Here is an 18,872-nt window from a genome sequence, read left to right on the forward strand (position 1 = left end):
ATGTTTACAAGATGACAAAATAAATGATGATGAATAATGAGAGCAGTGTTTTAAACCCTCAACCTCTATTTCTCAACGCGTTATTTTATCGTGGGTATACGTTTGCAGTATTGCGAGCGTATTTTCACATCGCAACCTACCCCACAATATTTAGAGAAATAACACTAGTGGTAAGACAAAATAACAAAAGAGATAACAATAATTACATGAAAGTTGCAACCTATGCCAAATTTATGACGCTATAAGCCATCCACTAACTACATTACCTTTTTTCTTTATTCTCAAACAAAATTTTACGATGGTTATCTTTTAAAACAATACCAATTTCAGCGAGTTTATCTGCTACCAATGAACGCATCTCATTTTTTACTGCATATGTCGGTTCAACCTCATAAACGCACGTAATTGTTAAGCTATCAGGAAAAGATTGATAATTCACATTGTGTGTTAACCATTGAAAACCTGACTGATTTTGTTGGGCAACATGGCAAACATCTGTTAAGGCCGAAATAATGGTGTTATCTATCTTTTTGTCTGTTTTCCGCATCTATAAATACCACTTTAATCATAAATATGCCCTGTAATATCAACATTATCAGGGCATCTTAAACATTCAAAAAATATGGTGTCTATCTATACATCAAAACACGGCGCATCATAATCATAACCTTCATCACTGTAAGCGGTGACAATGGCATCTTCGACTAATCCTGCTGGATCTTTAACTTGGCTATTAAAAAAATGTTGGATTTGTTTACGTCGACCATGGGCTGCCCAAGATTCAGCATCTTGCCAGATTTCATTAAAAACAATTGGATAATCATTTCGAGTTGCACTTGGGTGATCAATCTGACGCGTCAACATATATTGAATACAACCTTCTTCTCGGTATGAATCCGGCTCTAATGCTTTTAGCACGTCAAATAATTCAGCTTCTTTCCCTGCTTTGGGTTTAAATTGAGCAAGTACATATACTCGGCTTGTCATTATAGTTTCCCCTTCTTGTGCCATGTTTTACGTATCGGTAAATCAAAACTTTAACGTACCAATGTTTACAAAGATACTTGTTACCTCTTTGGTATTTTTATTTTGTTATCTCAATACCAGTAATATAAAAAAAGCGACCCCGAGGGATCGCTTTATTAATGCATTAACTCTTTAACGTTAGCTATTAAGCGGTAGCTTCAGTTATTGCAGCTTGTTCTTTTTCTTTCATCAAGTCATTAAAAACAACACGTGCTTCCTGTGCTTGTGCTGATGCTTCAAGCTTGGTCTCTTTCGCTGCCATCGCTTCTGTGGTTAGGCGGTGTAACTCTTCTGCTAATTCAGCAGGAACTTCACCCATATCCGCGCCACTATCACCACGGGCTAATGCTTCAGCTCGAATAGTTTTCTTAATTTTCCAGATTGCATTCAGTGCATCACGCTCAGCATCTGCAGCTTCAATCGCAACATCTTTTAATTGCTCAAACTTCGCTAGCGCCATACCTTCTTTTGACCATGGATCAACATCAGGTAAATCTTCGATGTTAATAACAGGATCTTCGTAGCCTTCTTGGTGACTCAAGTCTAATGTTGCAGCTTTAACTGCTGAAATCATTAGCATTACAGTAATAAACAGTAATGGCAAACCACCTACAATCGCCGCAGTCTGCAGCGTTGCTAGACCACCCATGAACATCAGTACCGATGGCATGAACGACATTGCAAAAGCCCAGAACAAACGGTTCCAACGCATTGGTTCTTCAGTTACATCATTCTGTACTACAGATGCCAGAATGTACGAGATTGAGTCAAACGTTGTTGCTGTAAAGATCAAACACAGCAATGTAAACACGGTAATAACAAGCGTACTAAATGGTAGCTGCTCAAGAATAGAGAAGATTGCTTTAGTCGCGCCCTCTGCATTCAAGATTGAAACCACATCTAACTGGCCTGATAACTGTAGCGATAAACCAAAGTTACCTAGTACCATGAAGAATAGGAAACAGCCCATTGAACCGAAGAAGATAGAGCCTGCAACCATTTGTTTAATTGTACGACCACGAGAGATACGCGCAATAAACAGACCCATACTTGGTGCAAATACTAACCACCATGCCCAGTAGAAGATTGTCCAATCTTGTGGGAAGTGAGTATCTTCAAAAGAACCGTAACCACCAAAAGGTTCTGCCCATGTTGCCATAACAAAGAAGTTAGACAGCATACGACCTAGAGAATCTAAGCCCGTTTCAAGCATGAAAATAGTAGGACCAACAGCAAGGATAAACGCAAGTAAACCTAACGCACCCCAGAAGTTGATATTACTTAGGATCTTAATCCCTTTTTCCATACCCGCATAAGCAGAGTAACCAAAAATTACAGTACAGATCAGTAGTACGAAAATTTGTGTTTCTGTATTTTTTGGTGTGCCGAATAAATAGTTTGCACCTTCAGTAATAAGAGGAGCGGCTAAACCTAATGTCGTTGCACCACCACCTAATAGACCAAAAATGAAAAGAACATCGATAACTTTACCAGTCCAACCGTAGCTACGCGCCTCACCAATAACAGGCATTAGTGCTGCAGAAACTTTTAATACAGGCTGCTTACGAACATAGAAGAAATAAGCAATTGGCACAGCCGGTACAAGGTAAATAGCCCACGCAACAGGTCCCCAGTGGAATACACCGTAAGTGGCAGCCCAACGCACCGCTTCTTCACTTCCTGGTGTTAACTGGAAAGGCGGACTTTGGTAGTAGTAAGCCCACTCAATAGCACCCCAATAAAGGATACTTGCACCAATACCACCACAAAATAACATTGCAGCCCATGATGCAGTTTTAAATTCAGGCTCTTCATCTGCATCACCCAATTTAATTTGGCCGATATCAGAGAAGATGATGTAAACCATAAAGAATACAGCGGCCAAACCTAACGCTAGATATAAGAAACCTAGTTTATCTGTCATGAAGGTTTTTGCTGCCGCAATCCAGATTGCCCCTTCTTTAGGGAAAAGGATCAGTGGAACAACCACTGAGATCAACATTGCTAACGCGCCAAAGAACGTTGGCTTATCGATCAACTTAAAGTTTTTTTGTATTGTGTTCACTATGTTTCCTTACTGCTACACATAGTCCATAAAAGTAAATCTAATGTTCAACTTTTAACAACAACAACACAAACAAGAAACTTAATTGAGACTATTAATTTTTTTTATCAATCCTGTTTTTATTCATTTTTTGAACGCTAACCTGCATATATATTAAAAAACAGACAATAACACGTTGCCAAATTAACATTTTGATACAATTGAGAAATATTAATTCCCATCTCATCCCCTCTTTCTGTTTGAAAGATCAATACATATTACAGGTGGCTATTAACAAACTATTCATACTCCATCACTAGCCAAAGCTACAATCAACCTCGATCAAAAAAGCGAAGCTCTATTCGAATAGTGCTTCGCTTTAAAAATGATGGTTAAGCTAATCAAATAATGAGATCACTGATGTATATTTACTTTCACCTTCTTTATTTTGACTGCCGAGTTTTATATAGCACGTGCTCAACATCCTTTATGCTTTACTCTTTAAAGACACAATGCTGAACTATTTTATCTGTATTTTTACGCAACAACATTGGGTAGTTTTGCTTACGCTTACATTGGCTTTCAATAATAGAGCATAAAGATAGATACCCTTTTTTAGATAAGGCACGATCAAAACTTCTTTCTATTCTTGCCGACAACATATCTGACGAACTTATACTTTTCAAACTTACCGCATCATCGTAAAGCAAAGCCTATATCTAATAGACATAGGCTTTATTTTTTAATAGGTGTTATAACTTACGCCAAACGCCCCACTCACCTGTCGTTCCAGGTTCGTCACCTTTAGTATACCAACCAGCTTTCCAACTTGATCCCTTGTGAGTAGCAACATCGTTCTCATTATAAACTTGCGTTGCTGACCAAGCGCCTACTTCAGGTATTTCACCCTCACCGAGTACAACCTTCCATACATCTGCTTTTCCTGGTTCATCACCTTGTGTCCACCAGCCAGCTTTCCATGTTTTACCAGCATGTGTCACTTCATCACCTTCTAAGTAAGTTGCAGATTTATTCCAACTTCCCTCAGGTAATTCAGGATCAACAACGGGTGGAATAGGATCTAACGGCTTAATCACACTAACAGCAAATGCGTGCTTGTCTTCAGCAGCCCAAACTTTGTTCGCAAAAACATTAGTCGTATTAAGCTCATATTTACCGGCTTCTGAATTCCATACACCAACAAATAGCTTTTCTGGATCGAGTGAATTAATTTGCTTCGCTAGATCTAATTGCCATGTTGGTTGATTAGCCGCAGTAATATCTAAACGTAGATCAAATAACTCTTTACCTGTACCTGGTGCCATTAAACGAAAACGAACAATATCACCAACTTCAGTTTGATGACCTTGAGTAACAAAGTAACCAAACATTGGGAATAAATCACCGTCAGTTACTGGCGGAGGAGTAATACCACCGTCTGTATTTCCGCCCTTAATTACAACGTCACTACAGTTGTAAAAACCTTCACCAGCAGGATCAATACGCTGCCAACGAGTATAAAGCACTGCATCACCAGCACGATCCGCCGGAATTTTTACTTTGAAACGGTATGTATCAAGTTTACCGCTTTCTTCAACAGGCATAATATTATCTTTGGTGAACACTAAATCTAAATCATCCCAACGAAGAGGTTGACTAAAATCGTGACCAGGACGCGTTAGGTAAAATTCCCAGAATGACGGATTATGTGCAGCTGTTGCAGTCCACACAAAATCAAATTCACCATTTTCATCAAGCACTAGATCTGTTTTCTGCCAGTTTGGAGAAGGAATATCTAGGCCATCTTTCTTTGTATCACCGCCTGCACATAATAAGCCGTCAGTAACGACTTTCTTTACTTCAGCAATATTATTGAACTCTTTAGTTAATGCTGCGTTTTCATTTTTTTGGGTAAATGGATATCCGCCATTTTCTGCAAATAATGTACGACACGCTTGGTTTGGAGCTTGTCCTCCCCAGTAATTACCATCACTATCACAGATTTCTGTACGTGAAGGTGGAAATTCAGCCCAGCCATGAGCATTAGCCACACTGATTGTCGATAAGTTTGCAATAGCAAATGCTACGGATAGCGAAAGTCTAGTAAAGGTTGACGACATTTATTTTCCCTTTTTTATTTTAATTACCTATATTTCTCAATATCATTTTCAGGATGACTCTTCAGAATAGGTATCTTTATAACGTGCTGAAAATAATCACGATACTTTTTAACGAAAGTTGGGTATTCGTTCACATATGGTGTAATTACAAGCGGCATGTTTATAAAAGAGTTGTCACCTTTATCACAATAAATATTTTTTATTGGTATAACAAAGAAAGCTCATCACTCATAACCATATGAATCTAAATAATATAAACTGAAATTTTTATAAGTTAACACATACTTTTTTACACTTTATACATCGAGACAAGAACAAACATATCATTAAATCTTACGGTCATACTGATAATAAGAATACATGGGCTTTATATTGAGAGCGTTTCCTTGCTACTTATCATTAGTACTTACACTGTCGAAACCGCTATTTAAAAAACAGTACGTAAGTAAAGCATTAGCCTTATTTTTCGTGCCTGCTTTTCTATATATCTCCCCGGTTATTTTTTAATATTAAATAAATATAAAAAGTGAGATTTAGTTTCAAATATAAAGTCTAATTTTTCGTGCCTTATTTAAAAACTTAAGTACAATAGAGCCCAATACTTCCTTTTATTTCAGAATCAAATTACATGATTGATATTCTTTTAAATCTACGTTCACTACGTGCACAAGCACGTGAAATGTCAGTTGCAGATCTTCAAGAAGGTCTACAAAAGTTCACTCAAGTTGTTGAAGAACGACGTGAGGAAGAAGAAGCTGCAAATGCAATTAACAAAGAGCAAGAAGCAAAACTTAAAAAATACCGCGATATGCTAGAAGCTGAAGGTATTACAGCAGAAGAGCTTGTAGCCCTTTTAGGTGATGCGCCAAAAGCTAAGAAAAAACGCGCTGCTCGTCCTGCTAAATATAAATTTTCTGACGAAAACGGTGAAGAAAAAACATGGACAGGCCAAGGTCGAACTCCAAAAGCACTTCAACAATTGCTTGATAACGGCGCACAGCTTTCTGAGTTCGAGATCTAACTTCGTAATAAAAAATGAAAAGTCGCTGAAAAACAGCGACTTTACTACCTCTCTTTTATCCATCATTTAACTCCCTTCTCCCCATATTTGGCATACTATTCGTTGTATTACCCTTTTGCTGGTAATTTTAAAACAACAATAGAGATTGAAAATATAAAAAGACAAATGAACTCAATTTGTTACGTTATAATTTAGTTTAAATACGTGAAGACTGTTTATACATTTTTCTTAATCTATTTGTTACTCCAAAAAGATAGTTGTCATTGCTTTTCTAATCATAAAAGGAGGTAAGACTATGATTCTTGGCGTACCTAAAGAGATCAAGCCCCACGAATATCGTGTTGGTATGACACCAACTGCGGTCAAAGAGCTCACTGCCTATGGACATCATGTCTATATCGAAACTCTGGCTGGTATAGGTGTTGGCTTTAACGATCAAGACTACATTGACGCTGGCGGTTTAATTTCGCCAACAGCTGAACATGTTTTCTCTACTGCTGACATGATAATTAAAGTAAAAGAGCCTCAAATCTGTGAACGTAAATTATTACGAGAGGGGCAAATTTTATTTACTTATCTTCACTTAGCCCCCGATCTCGCACAAGCGAAAGACTTGATCAAATCTAAAGCAATTTGCATTGCTTATGAAACTGTTACCGATCATAACGGTAAACTTCCTCTACTTGCACCTATGTCTGAAGTTGCTGGAAGAATGTCTATTCAAGCAGGTGCATTTGCATTGGAAAAATCACGAGGGGGACAAGGTATATTATTGGGTGGTGTTCCCGGTGTTAAAGCAGCAAATGTTGTGATCATTGGTGGAGGAGTCGTCGGCAGTAATGCTGCTCAAATGGCGATAGGATTAAAAGCCAACGTAACGATTATTGATCGTGATATAAATGTGTTACGCCAATTGGATAGACAATTTAATGGTCAAATTAATACGGTATATGCAACCAACACCACAATAGAAGCTTATGTCATCAAAGCCGATCTTGTTATTGGAGGCGTACTTATTGCCGGTGCTGCTGCACCTAAACTGATCACAAAATCAATGATAAAGAAAATGAAGTCAGGTGCGGCTATTGTTGATGTTGCCATTGATCAAGGTGGTTGTGTAGAAACATCACGCCCAACAACTCATGATAACCCAACTTATATTATTGATAATATTGTGCATTATTGTGTCGCAAATATGCCTGGTGCCGTCGCCCGTACCTCAACAGTTGCTTTGAATAATGCCACACTGCCCTATATTGTTGCATTAGCCAATAAGGGCTACAAACACGCACTTCTTGATGATAAACATTTACGAGATGGATTAAATATATATCACGGCGACATTACCTGTAAAAACGTCGCACTATCTCTTAACCTCCCTTATATAGAAGCAAAGAAAAAGCTAAATGAAAAAAATGTCTAATAAAAAGCCACTTACAATAACTATTGCTAGTTTAGGTAAGTGGCTTTTTATCTAATTTCAATTAACGCGCATTAGTTGGTGCAACAAGCTTAGCTTTACCAATGACATGAGCAAGAATATTATAGCCAGCTAATGCTGGTGATGCATTCTCTGGTAATTTAATATTCGCCGTATTTAATGCATACACTGTAATTTCATAATTATGTGGTTTCGCATTTGGCGGAGGACATGCACCACCAAAACCTTTAAAGCCGAAATCATTAGTTACCATACTTGCACCTTTTGGCAATGCTTTACCGCCAACAGCACCCGCGCCCGCCGCTAAGCTATGCACATCAGCAGGAATGTTAATAACACTCCAATGCCACCAACCACTACCTGTTGGTGCATCTGGATCATACATAGTAACAGCAAAACTTTTTGTCCCCGCAGGAACATCTTTCCATGTTAATTGTGGTGATACGTTCTTACCTGTGCAGCCCCATTGATTAAACAGTTGCTGATTTTGTAATGTTTTATCATTAGTAATATCGTGGCTCGTTAGTACCATCGCTTGTGACATAAATGCAGGCACTGCTAAAAGTACAGCAGCTACAACTTGTTTGATTTTCATCATTAGAACTCATCTTTATATATAGAATAAATAATGATCTAGCGGCATCAAGGGATGTTAAATTGGTATACTGCTAAACACATTTGATTGTTATAAATTATGTGTCTAAATAACGCATCCTACAAACCAATAAAAATACGTTGTGAATTGAGAAAAAATAACTTGAAGGTATCTCTATGCGGGTCATCCCACCAATAAAAGCCATTATCTATTTTGAAGCAGCTGCAAGACTACAAAGTTTTAAACTAGCTGCAGAAGAATTATGTGTAACGCCAGGGGCTGTTAGTCATCAAATAAGCACACTTGAAGATTTTATTGAACAAAAATTATTTCAGCGACATAACCGCAGTATTACTCTCACTAATGCAGGTCTTCGTTACTTTAGCCGCACGACTATTATTTTAAATGAACTAGAACAAGCAACGACCGATCTCGGTATCTCTAAAAAAAATCAAAAGTTAACCGTTGCGATACCACCTGCGTTATTAAATAAATGGCTTTTACCATTAATTAATATTCAACAGCTATCACATCAGGGAATCTCGCTGAACTTTATTGATACATTAGAAACACTCGATTTTGGTAAAGAGAATGTAGATATTGCGGTTCGATATGGATTAGAGCCACCTGATCATCTTGAATATGATGTCTTATTTAAAGAAAAAATGGTGGCAGTCTGCGTCCCTGATTATGTTCCTTCATCGACAATGAAACTCACAAAACAAATATTAAGTGAGATAACTTTGATAGAAACGACTAATCGTTTAATTCAATGGGATCTTGTTTTGCATAACATGAAAATCAAACCAATCAGAAATCAGAGTAAAGTTTTTTTCCAGAATTCAATTCAAGCTATAGAAGCGGCTTGTAACGGTTTAGGCATTGCTTTTGTAAATAGAATTTTAGTCCAAAAGCAACTCAATGATGGCACATTAGTTGAGCGATTCAACATTACTTACATTAATGATAAAATGCCGACCTACTATTTGGTATGCCCTCAAGAAAATAAAAAAAATCCATCAATCGCGTTGTTATACAATGCAATTTTGCAATTATCCAAAAACAAGTAAAAACGGATAAAAATAACTATATTCATCCGTTTTTGCCCAACTAAAACTTAATTCTGTTGTAATTGACTATCTGTTAATGCCGTATCATCAGCGATAGCATCGAGCAATCGCTGTAAAGCCTCTAGTGATAATTCAAGACTACCTGAATGCTGTTGTACAATTATGTCTATTTGTTGCTGATAATCAGACAAATGCCGCATAATACTTCGCCTTTCGATTAGTACTTTTCATTTAACACTTCATCACGCGCACTAGACCAGCCATTAGCATAACAAACCGCGATTTGGGCTTCTTTTTCAGACTTAATCACGGTTGTATCGGCATTAAGTTTTGTTTGTAATTTTTGACATCGGGTATCGATAGCATTTTTATAATGCTCACCTTGACCTGATAAATTATAAACTTGGTCTTTTGCTGTTGCGGCTGCTTGTTGGTAGCAATGAATCAAACCTTGTTCATCAAAGTTTTGGTTATCAATACATGATTGAACCACAATCGAATTACCTGATAACTCAGTAGCATTAGCATAAGAAAAACACAAAGATGATAACAATACGGCAGATAAAGACACGTTTTTAATTAATGATGACATGTTTACAAACTCAATATTTATTTTTTTTATAATACGATGATATATACTCGTATGATATACAAATAACAAAAAAAGAGATGCGTAAAAATAACATTACGTTTTTTGATTGTTTAATTTAGTTATGCGACCAATAAATTTATAAATACACTACCCTCAATTCAAGTGCTACAACAATGTTACAATTAACTATTTGCCCTTTATTAACATTTATATTTATATAATTAACAATGTGTCACGGATTGATTGCAACACTACATTTATTTTATTAAGGAGAATAAAATGGAAACGACAAGTTTTGAGGTAGATGTAGTACGCCTATACCTTAATGACATTTCAAATAAACCTTTACTTAGTAAAGAGGATGAAATTCAATATAGTCGTAAGTTTTTAACTGGCGATCTTCCATCAAAAAAAATTCTCATTGAATCTAATTTAAGACTTGTCGTTAGCATTGCAAAAAAATACCGTGCTTCTAATCTCTCATTAAGTGATCTTATTGATGAAGGTAATATTGGCTTAATGACTGCTGTGGAAAAATTCGATCCTGAAAAAGGGTTCCGTTTCTCAACTTATGCTTCATGGTGGATTAAACAAACCATTGAACGTGCTATTCACAATCAAAATAGAACAATACGTTTACCTGTGCATATCTCTAAAGAAATCAACACATTACTTCGAACTCATCGTGAATTAATGAAACTAAACAATAACGAACCTACTCACGAAGATATTGCACTAGCACTCAATAAAGAAAGTAAAGAAATATCAGCATTGTTTTCTAATGAAGTTAATGTCGTTTCACTCGATCAAACCATTGGTGATAACGAAAACTCGAATACCATTGCTTATTTAGTGGCTGATGAACAAATAACATCACCATGTGCGGAAGTCGATAATGACGACATGGTAAAAATCACAAATCTGATATTAAATGGCATTAATGCAAGAGATAGAGAGATCATCTGTCGTCGTTTTGGCCTGATGGGCTACGAGCCTCATACATTACAAGAAGTTGCTGATGCTGTTGGGCTAACAAGAGAACGCATACGTCAACTTCAAATAAAATCCTTAAATAGCTTAAAACGTTCACTTTCACGAGAAAATTATGATTTAGATATTTTATTTTCTAATATTGCTTAAAAAATAAAGCGAGAGAGTTTATGGAATCTATTTATATAGAGATCTACTATTACTCTTTTCCCAACAAAGAATATAAACTGGCTTTAACACAATTTCATTCAGATCCCATGACATTAATTTTTTGGACTAATTTTAAAAGCATGAATGAAAGAACTAAATACACGATGAAGCTTATCGATAAAGATAGACAAAATATAATAGACTGTAAGTATGTCTCAGCAACTGATATCAATACTCTTTTTAGCCAAAGTCACTTGCAACTCTTAAAGTTTATTTGATCACTCATCGAGTATTACTAATGATAATCAACATTATTTTGACATAAAAAAACCTCGTCATTTCTGACGAGGTTTAAAATTTGGCGGAGAGATAGGGATTTGAACCCTAGATACGCTATAAACGTATGCCGGTTTTCAAGACCGGTGCTTTCAACCACTCAGCCATCTCTCCATGACGCGAATATTACTCGCTATTTTTAATTATGTAAATAAGTAGCCGTTTGACTGACTAATAAAAAGGCAATAAACGTACATTTCCTTAAATCTGTTACCTATCACAACGTTACTCATCAATATCACTCACCCAAGGAGTGTTCGGGTGTCTGATCATTTCTACACAGTAATGCTGCATAACTGTCAATTGCATCGCAGAATGAAGAGAATACTATTGAAAGCATACGTGCAGTTATCTCGCACATTTTCTTAGCGAAAAGGAAGCATTGCTATGCCAACTGACACTACTTTTGATCATTCTGATTTACTTCATTCACTCATTTCTCGGCAATCGCTGCTTGCGAATAGTCGAATTCAATATATTGCTTATGCAGCAGCACTCGCGACACAGAATAGTGTTGTTCTGCAACGCATTAAACAGCAAGTCGGTGAAATCAATACCTTACAATTAGCCGATATTAAACATGCTGTAATGCGCATGGCAATGACAAATAACTACTATATGGCAATTCAAAACTTACATTTATCCAATATAAAACAAAGTAATGCGTTAGAGCTCAAACCATTACATAGTATTGATATCGATGATGAAACAGCTTACTACTATGCTTGCATTGCTGCCTGTATGGTAAACCAAGGTTATAGTTGTCTAGATGGGCATGTTGAATTATTACGATCACTCAATGAATCGGATGATGCAATAAATGCAGCCCTACGTTTAACAGCATCAATTATGGCAATGGCTCAAGCTGATTTTATTAGCCAATATGCTCAATGAGAGAAAATTAAGCATTAAATATAATTAACTATTTTTAATGCTTTTCTTTTCAAGAATCTTCCGCGATGATATTTCATAACCCAACGATCTCTATCGTAAGCTCATAATAAAGTTAGCGCTAACGCTTGCAAGCATCTCTCTACCCGCTGAATTTTCATTATCGTCCAACCTTATTTATTAGTTAAGCCAGCTTCAGCTCCATTCCATTCATAATATTTCACATAACCTCTTAAAATAAAAAAACTGTCCACTTTATGATGTTTATTGTCCCCATCTTATTATTCATTGTTAAATCAACCCTATAAAATACACTGTTCTAAATACCCAGTCGGAAGTTATTTTGTTTATGTCGTTACCAAAAATAAAAAACAAAATTAAGATACCTATTTCATTAGCATTTCTTTTTATCATCATAACAGCAGCATTAACTGCATGTGGTGGTAATGATAGCAATACCGATCCAGTTAAAAAGCAGCTAAAAACAATCACAATCGAGCGTACCTTTACAGAACTAGATGGTTTAAACGCGAATGAAGCTTTATCTAATATAACGTTTGAATTAAAAGCTATTGGTCATTATAACGACGGCAGTTCAGATAATATTACCGCATTAACTCAATGGATTAGTAGTGATCCTGCTATTGCTAACTTTAATGATTCATCACTATTACATACAAATAAACTAGGTAAGATCAATGTTACAGCTAAAGTAAAAAACGTTACTGCTGTTTGGCCTCTTTCTATTTTAGAACCTGTCGCAATTACCATTACACCAAGCTTAAAATCAGCTGATTTTGATAACAACCAAATGGCGTTTGTACCAAAAGGAACATCGATAACACTTGATACAATTGTGGAATGGAGTGACCACTCAAAACGTAATGGTAATAATTATATTTCATGGATGCAAAATGATACGAGCTTTGCTCAGGATTTTTCTGAAAAAAATCGTTTTAGAGCTGTGGGTAACTTTGGCGAAATCACCTCTTTAACAGCATCTTTTCATGGCGTCAGTAGCAATGTCATTTCATTAGAAGTCAGCGACGCTACATTAAAAAACATCACCATAAAATCAACAAATACATCACAATCAAGTGATGTATTATATGGTACAAGTCGTGAATTTACGGCTATTGGTACTTATCAGGTTGATAGCAAAACTACTAAAGATATTAACATAACAAAAGATGTCGAGTGGATTTCAAATGCGCCTAACATCTTCTATAACATTAATAATAGTAATATTTTCACGGCTTACAGCGGCACTGCAAATAGTAATGCGACTATCTCTGCAAAAATGTTTAATATTAAAAGTAATCAACAGGAACTAACGATTGCTGATGCCACACTAGAGTCTATTGAGATTGTGGGACCGGATAAATCAGATACCTTGATTAATGGTATAGAAACGTCACTTTCAGCTACAGGCCATTATACATTAGCGTCAGCAACTTCAAACAGCATTACAGGGTTACACATTACTGCAGATTTAACATCATTTGTTTCATGGTCAAGCTCAGATCAAACCATTCTAAAACAAACTGGATACAATACTTTTCTCCCTCAGGGAAATTTTAAGACAGCCCTAATTACAGCAGAAGTTACTGATAATAGTTATTCAACTACAAAAAGATTTAATATTAATGCAGGAACATTAACTAACATTACAATTTCTGAAATACATCAGTACCCATTAATTGTACCTTTAAAGCGAAGTCGTACTTTCAAAGCTATGGGGGATTATATTACGGAAGAATCAAGTGATGTGATCTCTTTAGATATAACGAATAATGTTAATTGGCATTTAGATCAAGAACAGGCACCAAATTCTTTTGTTCAAGCAGAAAACAATGTTATTGCACAGTTACTAACTGATACTCCTGTAACCATATATGCTACCAGTAGTAAAATAACCAGTAACAAAGAAGCACTGACCAGCATCAATGTACGAAAAGAATTTTCGGTAATGGGTACTACTTTTAGCTTATCTGAACTCATGTTTGACGGGAATACCCCCCAATTCGTTAATGAAGATGGAACAAACTGGGGCGTTGATACGTGGCAACAATCTAATATTAGTTGCCAACATTTAGGAAGAAGGCTAGCAACTGAACATGAATTAAATATACTTCAAACCGCTATAGATGATCTTAAAGAAGCTTATGGTTGGGCTATATATGCCGCTAATTATTGGACAAGTACGGTTCCCAGTACAAAGACAAATACGCATATAAGTAAAGATTTAACTCATACTGGTGAAAGCTATACCGAAGAAGATGCAACCTTTAATTTTAGTGTTTGTGTATCTGAAACGAATTAAAACATCTTTTCATCTGTGATCACTACAGGTAACCAGTTGGCATAAACCAACTGGTTTTTTTATCATTAATCATAGACTCATCTAGTCATTACTCTGCTGTAATGATGTATTACGTTTAACAGCTTTAATAATGACAATGACACATGCTAATTTCATTAGTCTCTACTTTAAAAACAAAAAAGCCCCGTCATTTCTGACGAGGCTTAAAATATGGCGGAGAGATAGGGATTTGAACCCTAGATACGCTATAAACGTATGCCGGTTTTCAAGACCGGTGCTTTCAACCACTCAGCCATCTCTCCATGGCGCGAATAATACGGAGATAATGTGTGGTTGTAAATACCCTCCCTAATTAAGTGGTTACTATTACAACGTTATCTTACTATTTAATCTTTCAGCCAGATCAAACACAGCATAAATGCTTATTCTTTATACTATCTCACCCTATCTCTGACTCTAACTGCAAGAGATAACTTTTCATGAACTCAATCCGTTTAACCGCTTCAATCTTCGCAGCGTCTGTTTGCATGGTGTCAGCTAAACCGAGTAACTTAATATAAAAGTGATCTAGGGTATATGTCGTGTCATCAGGTTGTCGGTTTTGACAAAAAGGATCGTCAAGGGCATACAATGGTCGACCTAAAGATGTGCCAACCTGAATACACCGTGTTAAACCTATCGCGCCAAGTGCATCTAGCCTATCAGCATCTTGAACAATTTTTGCTTCCAATGTTAACGGCTTAATATCAGCACTAAAACTATGCGCCACAATCGCATGATGAATATCACCATGATGTTCAAGTAGTAACTGTTTATCAGATAAAAATTCGATCGCTTTATTAGCTGCAAGTGTTGAAGCTTGTTTTCTTCGAGGGTCATTTTTAGCAACAGCAACACAGTCATGTAAATAGGCCGCAGCAAGAGTAATGTTTAATTGTGCTTGCTCTTGCTTAGCAAGCTGTTTTGCTACTTTCACCACACGTAAAACATGCGCTTTATCATGCGCGGCATCTGCACTACTTAACAACTCAAGCTCTGTCGTTAATATTGATTCTAATGTCTTGAGATGCATATCATTACCTCTGATAATCAAAAGCCGACATCATGTCGGCTTCAATAGTTATATTTCTTTATGCGACGAGCATTATTCTTCGTCAAACTCTTCATCATCGAATTCGACAATAAAATTATCTTCTAAGTAATCAACAACACAACCAACAGCAGCAGATGATACTGAATATGTATTAGGCTCTGTTCCTGCTTGCTTAGACATTTCAAGTACAGCCAGTGCGGTATGCTCATCATTAAAGCCAACATCAAACTGTTTAGCGATATCGCAACTTGTTTGATAAAGCTCATCAGTTAAGACGACCTCGCCATAGTATTCACCATCGTCTAAATCAAAATTATCAACCAGTACTTCTATAATGATCTCGTAGTAATTTTGAAAATCCATCACTTAACCTTTTTAACTAATAAATTAAGCAGAAAAGCGTTCTGCTTGAAGATCGTTATAGTTTCATAATCTTGTTTTACACACAATAAAACAAATATCCCAAAGTAAGTAGATAACTAATCTCGCAAGTGCTGGCTTAGAAATATATCACCAAACATCAAATCATTACTCTTAAGCTCATTTATAGTAAAATCATTCAAACCCAAACACTAGACGACTGGTCTAATTTATTCTATAGTGACTTCATGAACGAAAAAACAATTGATACACGGCAGCACATTCTTAATGTTGGTTACCAGCTTGTGGTCACAAAAGGATTTACGAGTGTTGGTTTATCGCAATTATTAAGTGCGGCAGAAGTACCTAAAGGCTCTTTCTATCATTATTTCAAATCTAAAGAGCAATTTGGTGAAGCATTGATCCACTCTTATTTTCATCATTATTTACAACGTGTCGCTCATGTATTAAAAAGCGAGCAAGGTACAGGCTTTGAACAACTCAATGAGTATTTCAAGCTATGGATCAAAGTTGAAAATGGCATTTGTAATGCCAATAAATGTTTGGTGGTAAAGCTCAGTGCAGAAGTATCCGATCTCTCCGAACCTATGCGAGAAGCATTAAAGCAAGGAGCAGATAGTGTTGTCGGTTTAATCGCCAATACGATAGAAAGAGGAATAAAAGATGGCTCAATCGTTAGCTGCGATAGCCATATAACCGCCCAAACTCTTTATAATTTATGGCTTGGAGCAAGTTTACTCAACAAACTAAGTCACGATTTATCAGGATTACAGCAAGCATTAACAACAACACAATCACTACTGCAACCAAAGTGATTATCGACAAGACACGTAATATCGATAAACCGTAGTATTGAAAAGACAACGCCCGCCTATCAGCACATTAGCGATGCGATAAGGCGGGATTTTTTGAAACAACAACTAGACGACTGGTCTAATTGAAGAAGGAAAATCAGCAATGACAGCCACTAATCGCCAACTACTATTAGCCTCTCGTCCTGTAGGCGCACCAACCCCTGAAGATTTTCATTTAACAGAAACAACGATCCCAACTCCGCAGCAAGGCGAGTTACTGCTTAAAGCCGTTTATCTCTCACTCGACCCTTATATGCGTGGACGTATGAGTGATAAAAAATCCTATGCTGAGCCTGTAGGTATTACTGAAGTGATGGTCGGTGGCACGGTATGCCAAGTAACGGTTTCTCACCACCCCGACTATCAAGTGGGAGAATGGGTATTAGCGTATTCAGGTTGGCAAGATTATGCCGTTTCAAATGGTGAAGGATTAATAAAGTTAGGAATGAATCCCACTCACCCATCCTATGCATTAGGAGTAATGGGTATGCCTGGATTTACCGCATACATGGGGCTACTCGATATCGGCCAACCGAAACAAGGCGACACTATCGTTGTAGCTGCAGCAACGGGCGCAGTAGGCTCTATGGTTGGTCAAATTGGTAAGATAAAAGGCTGCCGTGTTGTTGGTGTCGCAGGTGGTAACGAAAAATGCCAATACGCAAAAGAGACATTAGGATTTGATGAATGTATTGATCACCATGCAGCTGACTTTGCGCAGCAATTAGCAGATGCATGTACCGATGGCATTGATATTTATTATGAAAATGTTGGCGGTAAAGTCTTTGATGCAGTGCTTCCTCTACTTAATACAGGCGCACGAATTCCGCTTTGTGGCTTGATCTCTCAATACAATGCAACATCGCTTCCAGACGGTCCAGATCGTATGAATATGTTAATGGGACAACTATTGGTTAAGCGTATCAAGATGCAAGGTTTCATTATCTTTGACGATTATGCTCACCGTTATGACGAATTTGCACAACAAATGTCGCAATGGCTTGCTGAAGGAAAAATTCATTACCGTGAAGATAGAGTCGAAGGCCTAGAGCAAGCTCCACAAGCTTTCATCGGCTTACTTGAAGGTAAAAACTTCGGCAAAGTTGTAGTTAAAGTTAGCTAACTAAACCTAAAAAGGACTTATCATGATCATATTGCACCATCTTAATCAATCTCGTTCAAAGCGTATTATCTGGCTGCTTGAAGAGCTAGGTGTTGAATATAAAATTCAACCTTATTGCCGAGACAAGGTCACATTTCTTGCGCCACCTGAACTTAAAAGTGTTCATCCACTTGGTAAATCACCGGTATTGGAAGATAACGGAATGATCATTACCGAATCAGGCGCTATCACAGAATACTTAATTGAGACTTACGGTAACGGTAAATTTATGCCTGAACGTGGCACTCAAGCCTATATTGATTATATTCAATGGCTACATTTTGCCGAAAGTTCAGCTATTTTACCGTTACTTTTAAAGATGTTTGTCACCAAAGATGGCGCAAAAATGAATTTCCTTTCCGATTATGCTGACATGGAAACTCAGAAAGTGATGCAATATTTTGATCAACAGTTAGCTGATAAAACTTACCTTGTAGAAGAGCGTTTAACCGGTGCCGATTTCATGATGTCATTTATTACTGAAATCCTTGGTAACTATGGCGTTTTAGCTGCGTTTCCAAATATTCAGCGTTACGCAGAGCAGCTACAAACGCATCAAGGCTACCAAACAGCTCAAGCGTTAGAATTACAATATAACGGCGAATAAACCAGTATCTAAAGCCAAACAGGTCGTTGTTTGGCTTTTACTATACTATTGATTTACAGTGTGAATAGCCGGCTTTCTGAATACAGAAGCCATCACATTTCAGTAACAACATAGATTTTATATACAAAAATGTATGGTCCGCCCCGTTATTGCAACTACAATATTAGTAATAACGG

Annotated in this window: 18 protein-coding genes and 2 tRNA genes; 9 read left to right on the plus strand and 11 right to left on the minus strand. The window is 36.9% G+C overall.

Features of this window, described 5'->3' with window-relative positions; all coding sequences use genetic code 11:
• Positions 1–262: 262 nt before the first annotated feature.
• From I3259_RS16170 to I3259_RS16185, 4 genes are all read right to left on the minus strand, one after another.
• A complete protein-coding gene (locus tag I3259_RS16170; RefSeq protein ID WP_238030674.1) occupies positions 263–547 on the minus strand; it encodes a hypothetical protein in 285 nt (94 codons plus the stop codon).
• An 86-nt stretch (positions 548–633) separates the two neighbouring features.
• The gene (locus tag I3259_RS16175; RefSeq protein WP_107207015.1) at positions 634–987 is read right to left on the minus strand and encodes an antibiotic biosynthesis monooxygenase; all 354 of its coding nucleotides are present in this window, start codon (positions 985–987) and stop codon (positions 634–636) included.
• A gap of 184 nt (positions 988–1,171) precedes the next feature.
• A complete protein-coding gene (locus I3259_RS16180; protein ID WP_238030700.1) occupies positions 1,172–3,082 on the minus strand; it encodes a BCCT family transporter in 1,911 nt (636 codons plus the stop codon).
• A 740-nt stretch (positions 3,083–3,822) separates the two neighbouring features.
• Complete coding sequence (locus I3259_RS16185) at positions 3,823–5,190, minus strand: lytic polysaccharide monooxygenase (RefSeq protein WP_238030675.1); 1,368 nt, start codon at positions 5,188–5,190, stop codon at positions 3,823–3,825.
• Positions 5,191–5,818: 628 nt separating this feature from the next.
• Between I3259_RS16185 and I3259_RS16190 the strand changes: the two genes are divergently transcribed.
• The gene (locus I3259_RS16190; protein WP_238030677.1) at positions 5,819–6,211 is read left to right on the plus strand and encodes an H-NS family nucleoid-associated regulatory protein; all 393 of its coding nucleotides are present in this window, start codon (positions 5,819–5,821) and stop codon (positions 6,209–6,211) included.
• A gap of 295 nt (positions 6,212–6,506) precedes the next feature.
• The gene (ald, locus tag I3259_RS16195; RefSeq protein ID WP_238030679.1) at positions 6,507–7,634 is read left to right on the plus strand and encodes an alanine dehydrogenase; all 1,128 of its coding nucleotides are present in this window, start codon (positions 6,507–6,509) and stop codon (positions 7,632–7,634) included.
• A 61-nt stretch (positions 7,635–7,695) separates the two neighbouring features.
• Here the strand turns inward: ald and I3259_RS16200 are convergent, their stop codons facing one another.
• Positions 7,696–8,247, minus strand: a complete 552-nt coding sequence (locus I3259_RS16200; protein ID WP_255721348.1) for a YbhB/YbcL family Raf kinase inhibitor-like protein — start codon at positions 8,245–8,247, stop codon at positions 7,696–7,698.
• Between the two features lie 176 nt (positions 8,248–8,423).
• On the opposite strand from I3259_RS16200, the gene I3259_RS16205 reads away from it, so the two are divergent.
• Complete coding sequence (locus I3259_RS16205; RefSeq protein ID WP_238030681.1) at positions 8,424–9,317, plus strand: LysR substrate-binding domain-containing protein; 894 nt, start codon at positions 8,424–8,426, stop codon at positions 9,315–9,317.
• Positions 9,318–9,364: 47 nt separating this feature from the next.
• Here the strand turns inward: I3259_RS16205 and I3259_RS16210 are convergent, their stop codons facing one another.
• A complete protein-coding gene (locus tag I3259_RS16210; RefSeq protein ID WP_238030683.1) occupies positions 9,365–9,517 on the minus strand; it encodes a hypothetical protein in 153 nt (50 codons plus the stop codon).
• A 17-nt stretch (positions 9,518–9,534) separates the two neighbouring features.
• Positions 9,535–9,909 carry a hypothetical protein gene (locus I3259_RS16215; protein WP_238030685.1) on the minus strand — a complete coding sequence of 125 codons (375 nt, stop codon included), beginning with the start codon at positions 9,907–9,909 and terminating at the stop codon, positions 9,535–9,537.
• A gap of 279 nt (positions 9,910–10,188) precedes the next feature.
• Here I3259_RS16215 and rpoS point away from each other — a divergent pair, with 279 nt between their 5' ends.
• Complete coding sequence (gene rpoS, locus I3259_RS16220; RefSeq protein ID WP_238030686.1) at positions 10,189–11,049, plus strand: RNA polymerase sigma factor RpoS; 861 nt, start codon at positions 10,189–10,191, stop codon at positions 11,047–11,049.
• A gap of 359 nt (positions 11,050–11,408) precedes the next feature.
• On the opposite strand, the gene I3259_RS16225 is transcribed toward rpoS, so the two are convergent.
• Positions 11,409–11,499 (minus strand) — tRNA-Ser (locus I3259_RS16225).
• Between the two features lie 273 nt (positions 11,500–11,772).
• Here I3259_RS16225 and I3259_RS16230 point away from each other — a divergent pair.
• Both I3259_RS16230 and I3259_RS16235 read left to right on the plus strand, forming a co-directional pair.
• A complete protein-coding gene (locus I3259_RS16230) occupies positions 11,773–12,279 on the plus strand; it encodes a hypothetical protein (RefSeq protein ID WP_238030687.1) in 507 nt (168 codons plus the stop codon).
• A 346-nt stretch (positions 12,280–12,625) separates the two neighbouring features.
• Complete coding sequence (locus I3259_RS16235; protein ID WP_238030689.1) at positions 12,626–14,599, plus strand: hypothetical protein; 1,974 nt, start codon at positions 12,626–12,628, stop codon at positions 14,597–14,599.
• Positions 14,600–14,810: 211 nt separating this feature from the next.
• On the opposite strand, the gene I3259_RS16240 is transcribed toward I3259_RS16235, so the two are convergent.
• The 3 genes from I3259_RS16240 to I3259_RS16250 all read right to left on the minus strand — a co-directional run bounded on the left by I3259_RS16240 (position 14,811) and on the right by I3259_RS16250 (position 16,055).
• Positions 14,811–14,901 (minus strand) — tRNA-Ser (locus tag I3259_RS16240).
• A 137-nt stretch (positions 14,902–15,038) separates the two neighbouring features.
• Positions 15,039–15,671 carry an HD domain-containing protein gene (locus I3259_RS16245; RefSeq protein ID WP_238030691.1) on the minus strand — a complete coding sequence of 211 codons (633 nt, stop codon included), beginning with the start codon at positions 15,669–15,671 and terminating at the stop codon, positions 15,039–15,041.
• Between the two features lie 72 nt (positions 15,672–15,743).
• Positions 15,744–16,055 (minus strand): hypothetical protein, encoded by a 312-nt coding sequence (locus I3259_RS16250; protein ID WP_238030693.1) that lies wholly within the window; start codon positions 16,053–16,055, stop codon positions 15,744–15,746.
• Positions 16,056–16,300: 245 nt separating this feature from the next.
• On the opposite strand from I3259_RS16250, the gene I3259_RS16255 reads away from it, so the two are divergent.
• The 3 genes from I3259_RS16255 (at position 16,301) to I3259_RS16265 (ending at position 18,696) form a co-directional block, all read left to right on the plus strand.
• Positions 16,301–16,888 carry a TetR/AcrR family transcriptional regulator gene (locus tag I3259_RS16255; RefSeq protein WP_238030694.1) on the plus strand — a complete coding sequence of 196 codons (588 nt, stop codon included), beginning with the start codon at positions 16,301–16,303 and terminating at the stop codon, positions 16,886–16,888.
• Positions 16,889–17,030: 142 nt separating this feature from the next.
• The gene (locus I3259_RS16260) at positions 17,031–18,050 is read left to right on the plus strand and encodes an NADP-dependent oxidoreductase (protein ID WP_238030696.1); all 1,020 of its coding nucleotides are present in this window, start codon (positions 17,031–17,033) and stop codon (positions 18,048–18,050) included.
• A gap of 22 nt (positions 18,051–18,072) precedes the next feature.
• Positions 18,073–18,696 carry a glutathione S-transferase family protein gene (locus I3259_RS16265; RefSeq protein ID WP_238030698.1) on the plus strand — a complete coding sequence of 208 codons (624 nt, stop codon included), beginning with the start codon at positions 18,073–18,075 and terminating at the stop codon, positions 18,694–18,696.
• The last annotated feature ends 176 nt before the right edge of the window (positions 18,697–18,872 follow it).

The sequence above is a fragment of the Photobacterium sp. Ph5 genome, assembly GCF_022129445.1.
Classification (GTDB): Bacteria; Pseudomonadota; Gammaproteobacteria; order Enterobacterales; family Vibrionaceae; genus Photobacterium.

Bases quoted from the DNA above. Each gene is read 5' to 3' on its own strand.
- I3259_RS16190 (WP_238030677.1), top strand. From the start codon at position 5,819: ATGATTGATATTCTTTTAAATCTACGTTCACTACGTGCACAAGCACGT.
- I3259_RS16210 (WP_238030683.1), bottom strand. From the start codon at position 9,517: ATGCGGCATTTGTCTGATTATCAGCAACAAATAGACATAATTGTACAA.
- rpoS (WP_238030686.1), top strand. From the start codon at position 10,189: ATGGAAACGACAAGTTTTGAGGTAGATGTAGTACGCCTATACCTTAAT.
- I3259_RS16175 (WP_107207015.1), bottom strand. From the start codon at position 987: ATGACAAGCCGAGTATATGTACTTGCTCAATTTAAACCCAAAGCAGGG.
- I3259_RS16255 (WP_238030694.1), top strand. From the start codon at position 16,301: ATGAACGAAAAAACAATTGATACACGGCAGCACATTCTTAATGTTGGT.
- I3259_RS16185 (WP_238030675.1), bottom strand. From the start codon at position 5,190: ATGTCGTCAACCTTTACTAGACTTTCGCTATCCGTAGCATTTGCTATT.
- I3259_RS16205 (WP_238030681.1), top strand. From the start codon at position 8,424: ATGCGGGTCATCCCACCAATAAAAGCCATTATCTATTTTGAAGCAGCT.
- I3259_RS16250 (WP_238030693.1), bottom strand. From the start codon at position 16,055: ATGGATTTTCAAAATTACTACGAGATCATTATAGAAGTACTGGTTGAT.
- I3259_RS16265 (WP_238030698.1), top strand. From the start codon at position 18,073: ATGATCATATTGCACCATCTTAATCAATCTCGTTCAAAGCGTATTATC.
- I3259_RS16235 (WP_238030689.1), top strand. From the start codon at position 12,626: ATGTCGTTACCAAAAATAAAAAACAAAATTAAGATACCTATTTCATTA.
- I3259_RS16215 (WP_238030685.1), bottom strand. From the start codon at position 9,909: ATGTCATCATTAATTAAAAACGTGTCTTTATCTGCCGTATTGTTATCA.
- I3259_RS16230 (WP_238030687.1), top strand. From the start codon at position 11,773: ATGCCAACTGACACTACTTTTGATCATTCTGATTTACTTCATTCACTC.
- I3259_RS16260 (WP_238030696.1), top strand. From the start codon at position 17,031: ATGACAGCCACTAATCGCCAACTACTATTAGCCTCTCGTCCTGTAGGC.
- I3259_RS16245 (WP_238030691.1), bottom strand. From the start codon at position 15,671: ATGCATCTCAAGACATTAGAATCAATATTAACGACAGAGCTTGAGTTG.
- I3259_RS16200 (WP_255721348.1), bottom strand. From the start codon at position 8,247: ATGAAAATCAAACAAGTTGTAGCTGCTGTACTTTTAGCAGTGCCTGCA.
- ald (WP_238030679.1), top strand. From the start codon at position 6,507: ATGATTCTTGGCGTACCTAAAGAGATCAAGCCCCACGAATATCGTGTT.
- I3259_RS16170 (WP_238030674.1), bottom strand. From the start codon at position 547: ATGCGGAAAACAGACAAAAAGATAGATAACACCATTATTTCGGCCTTA.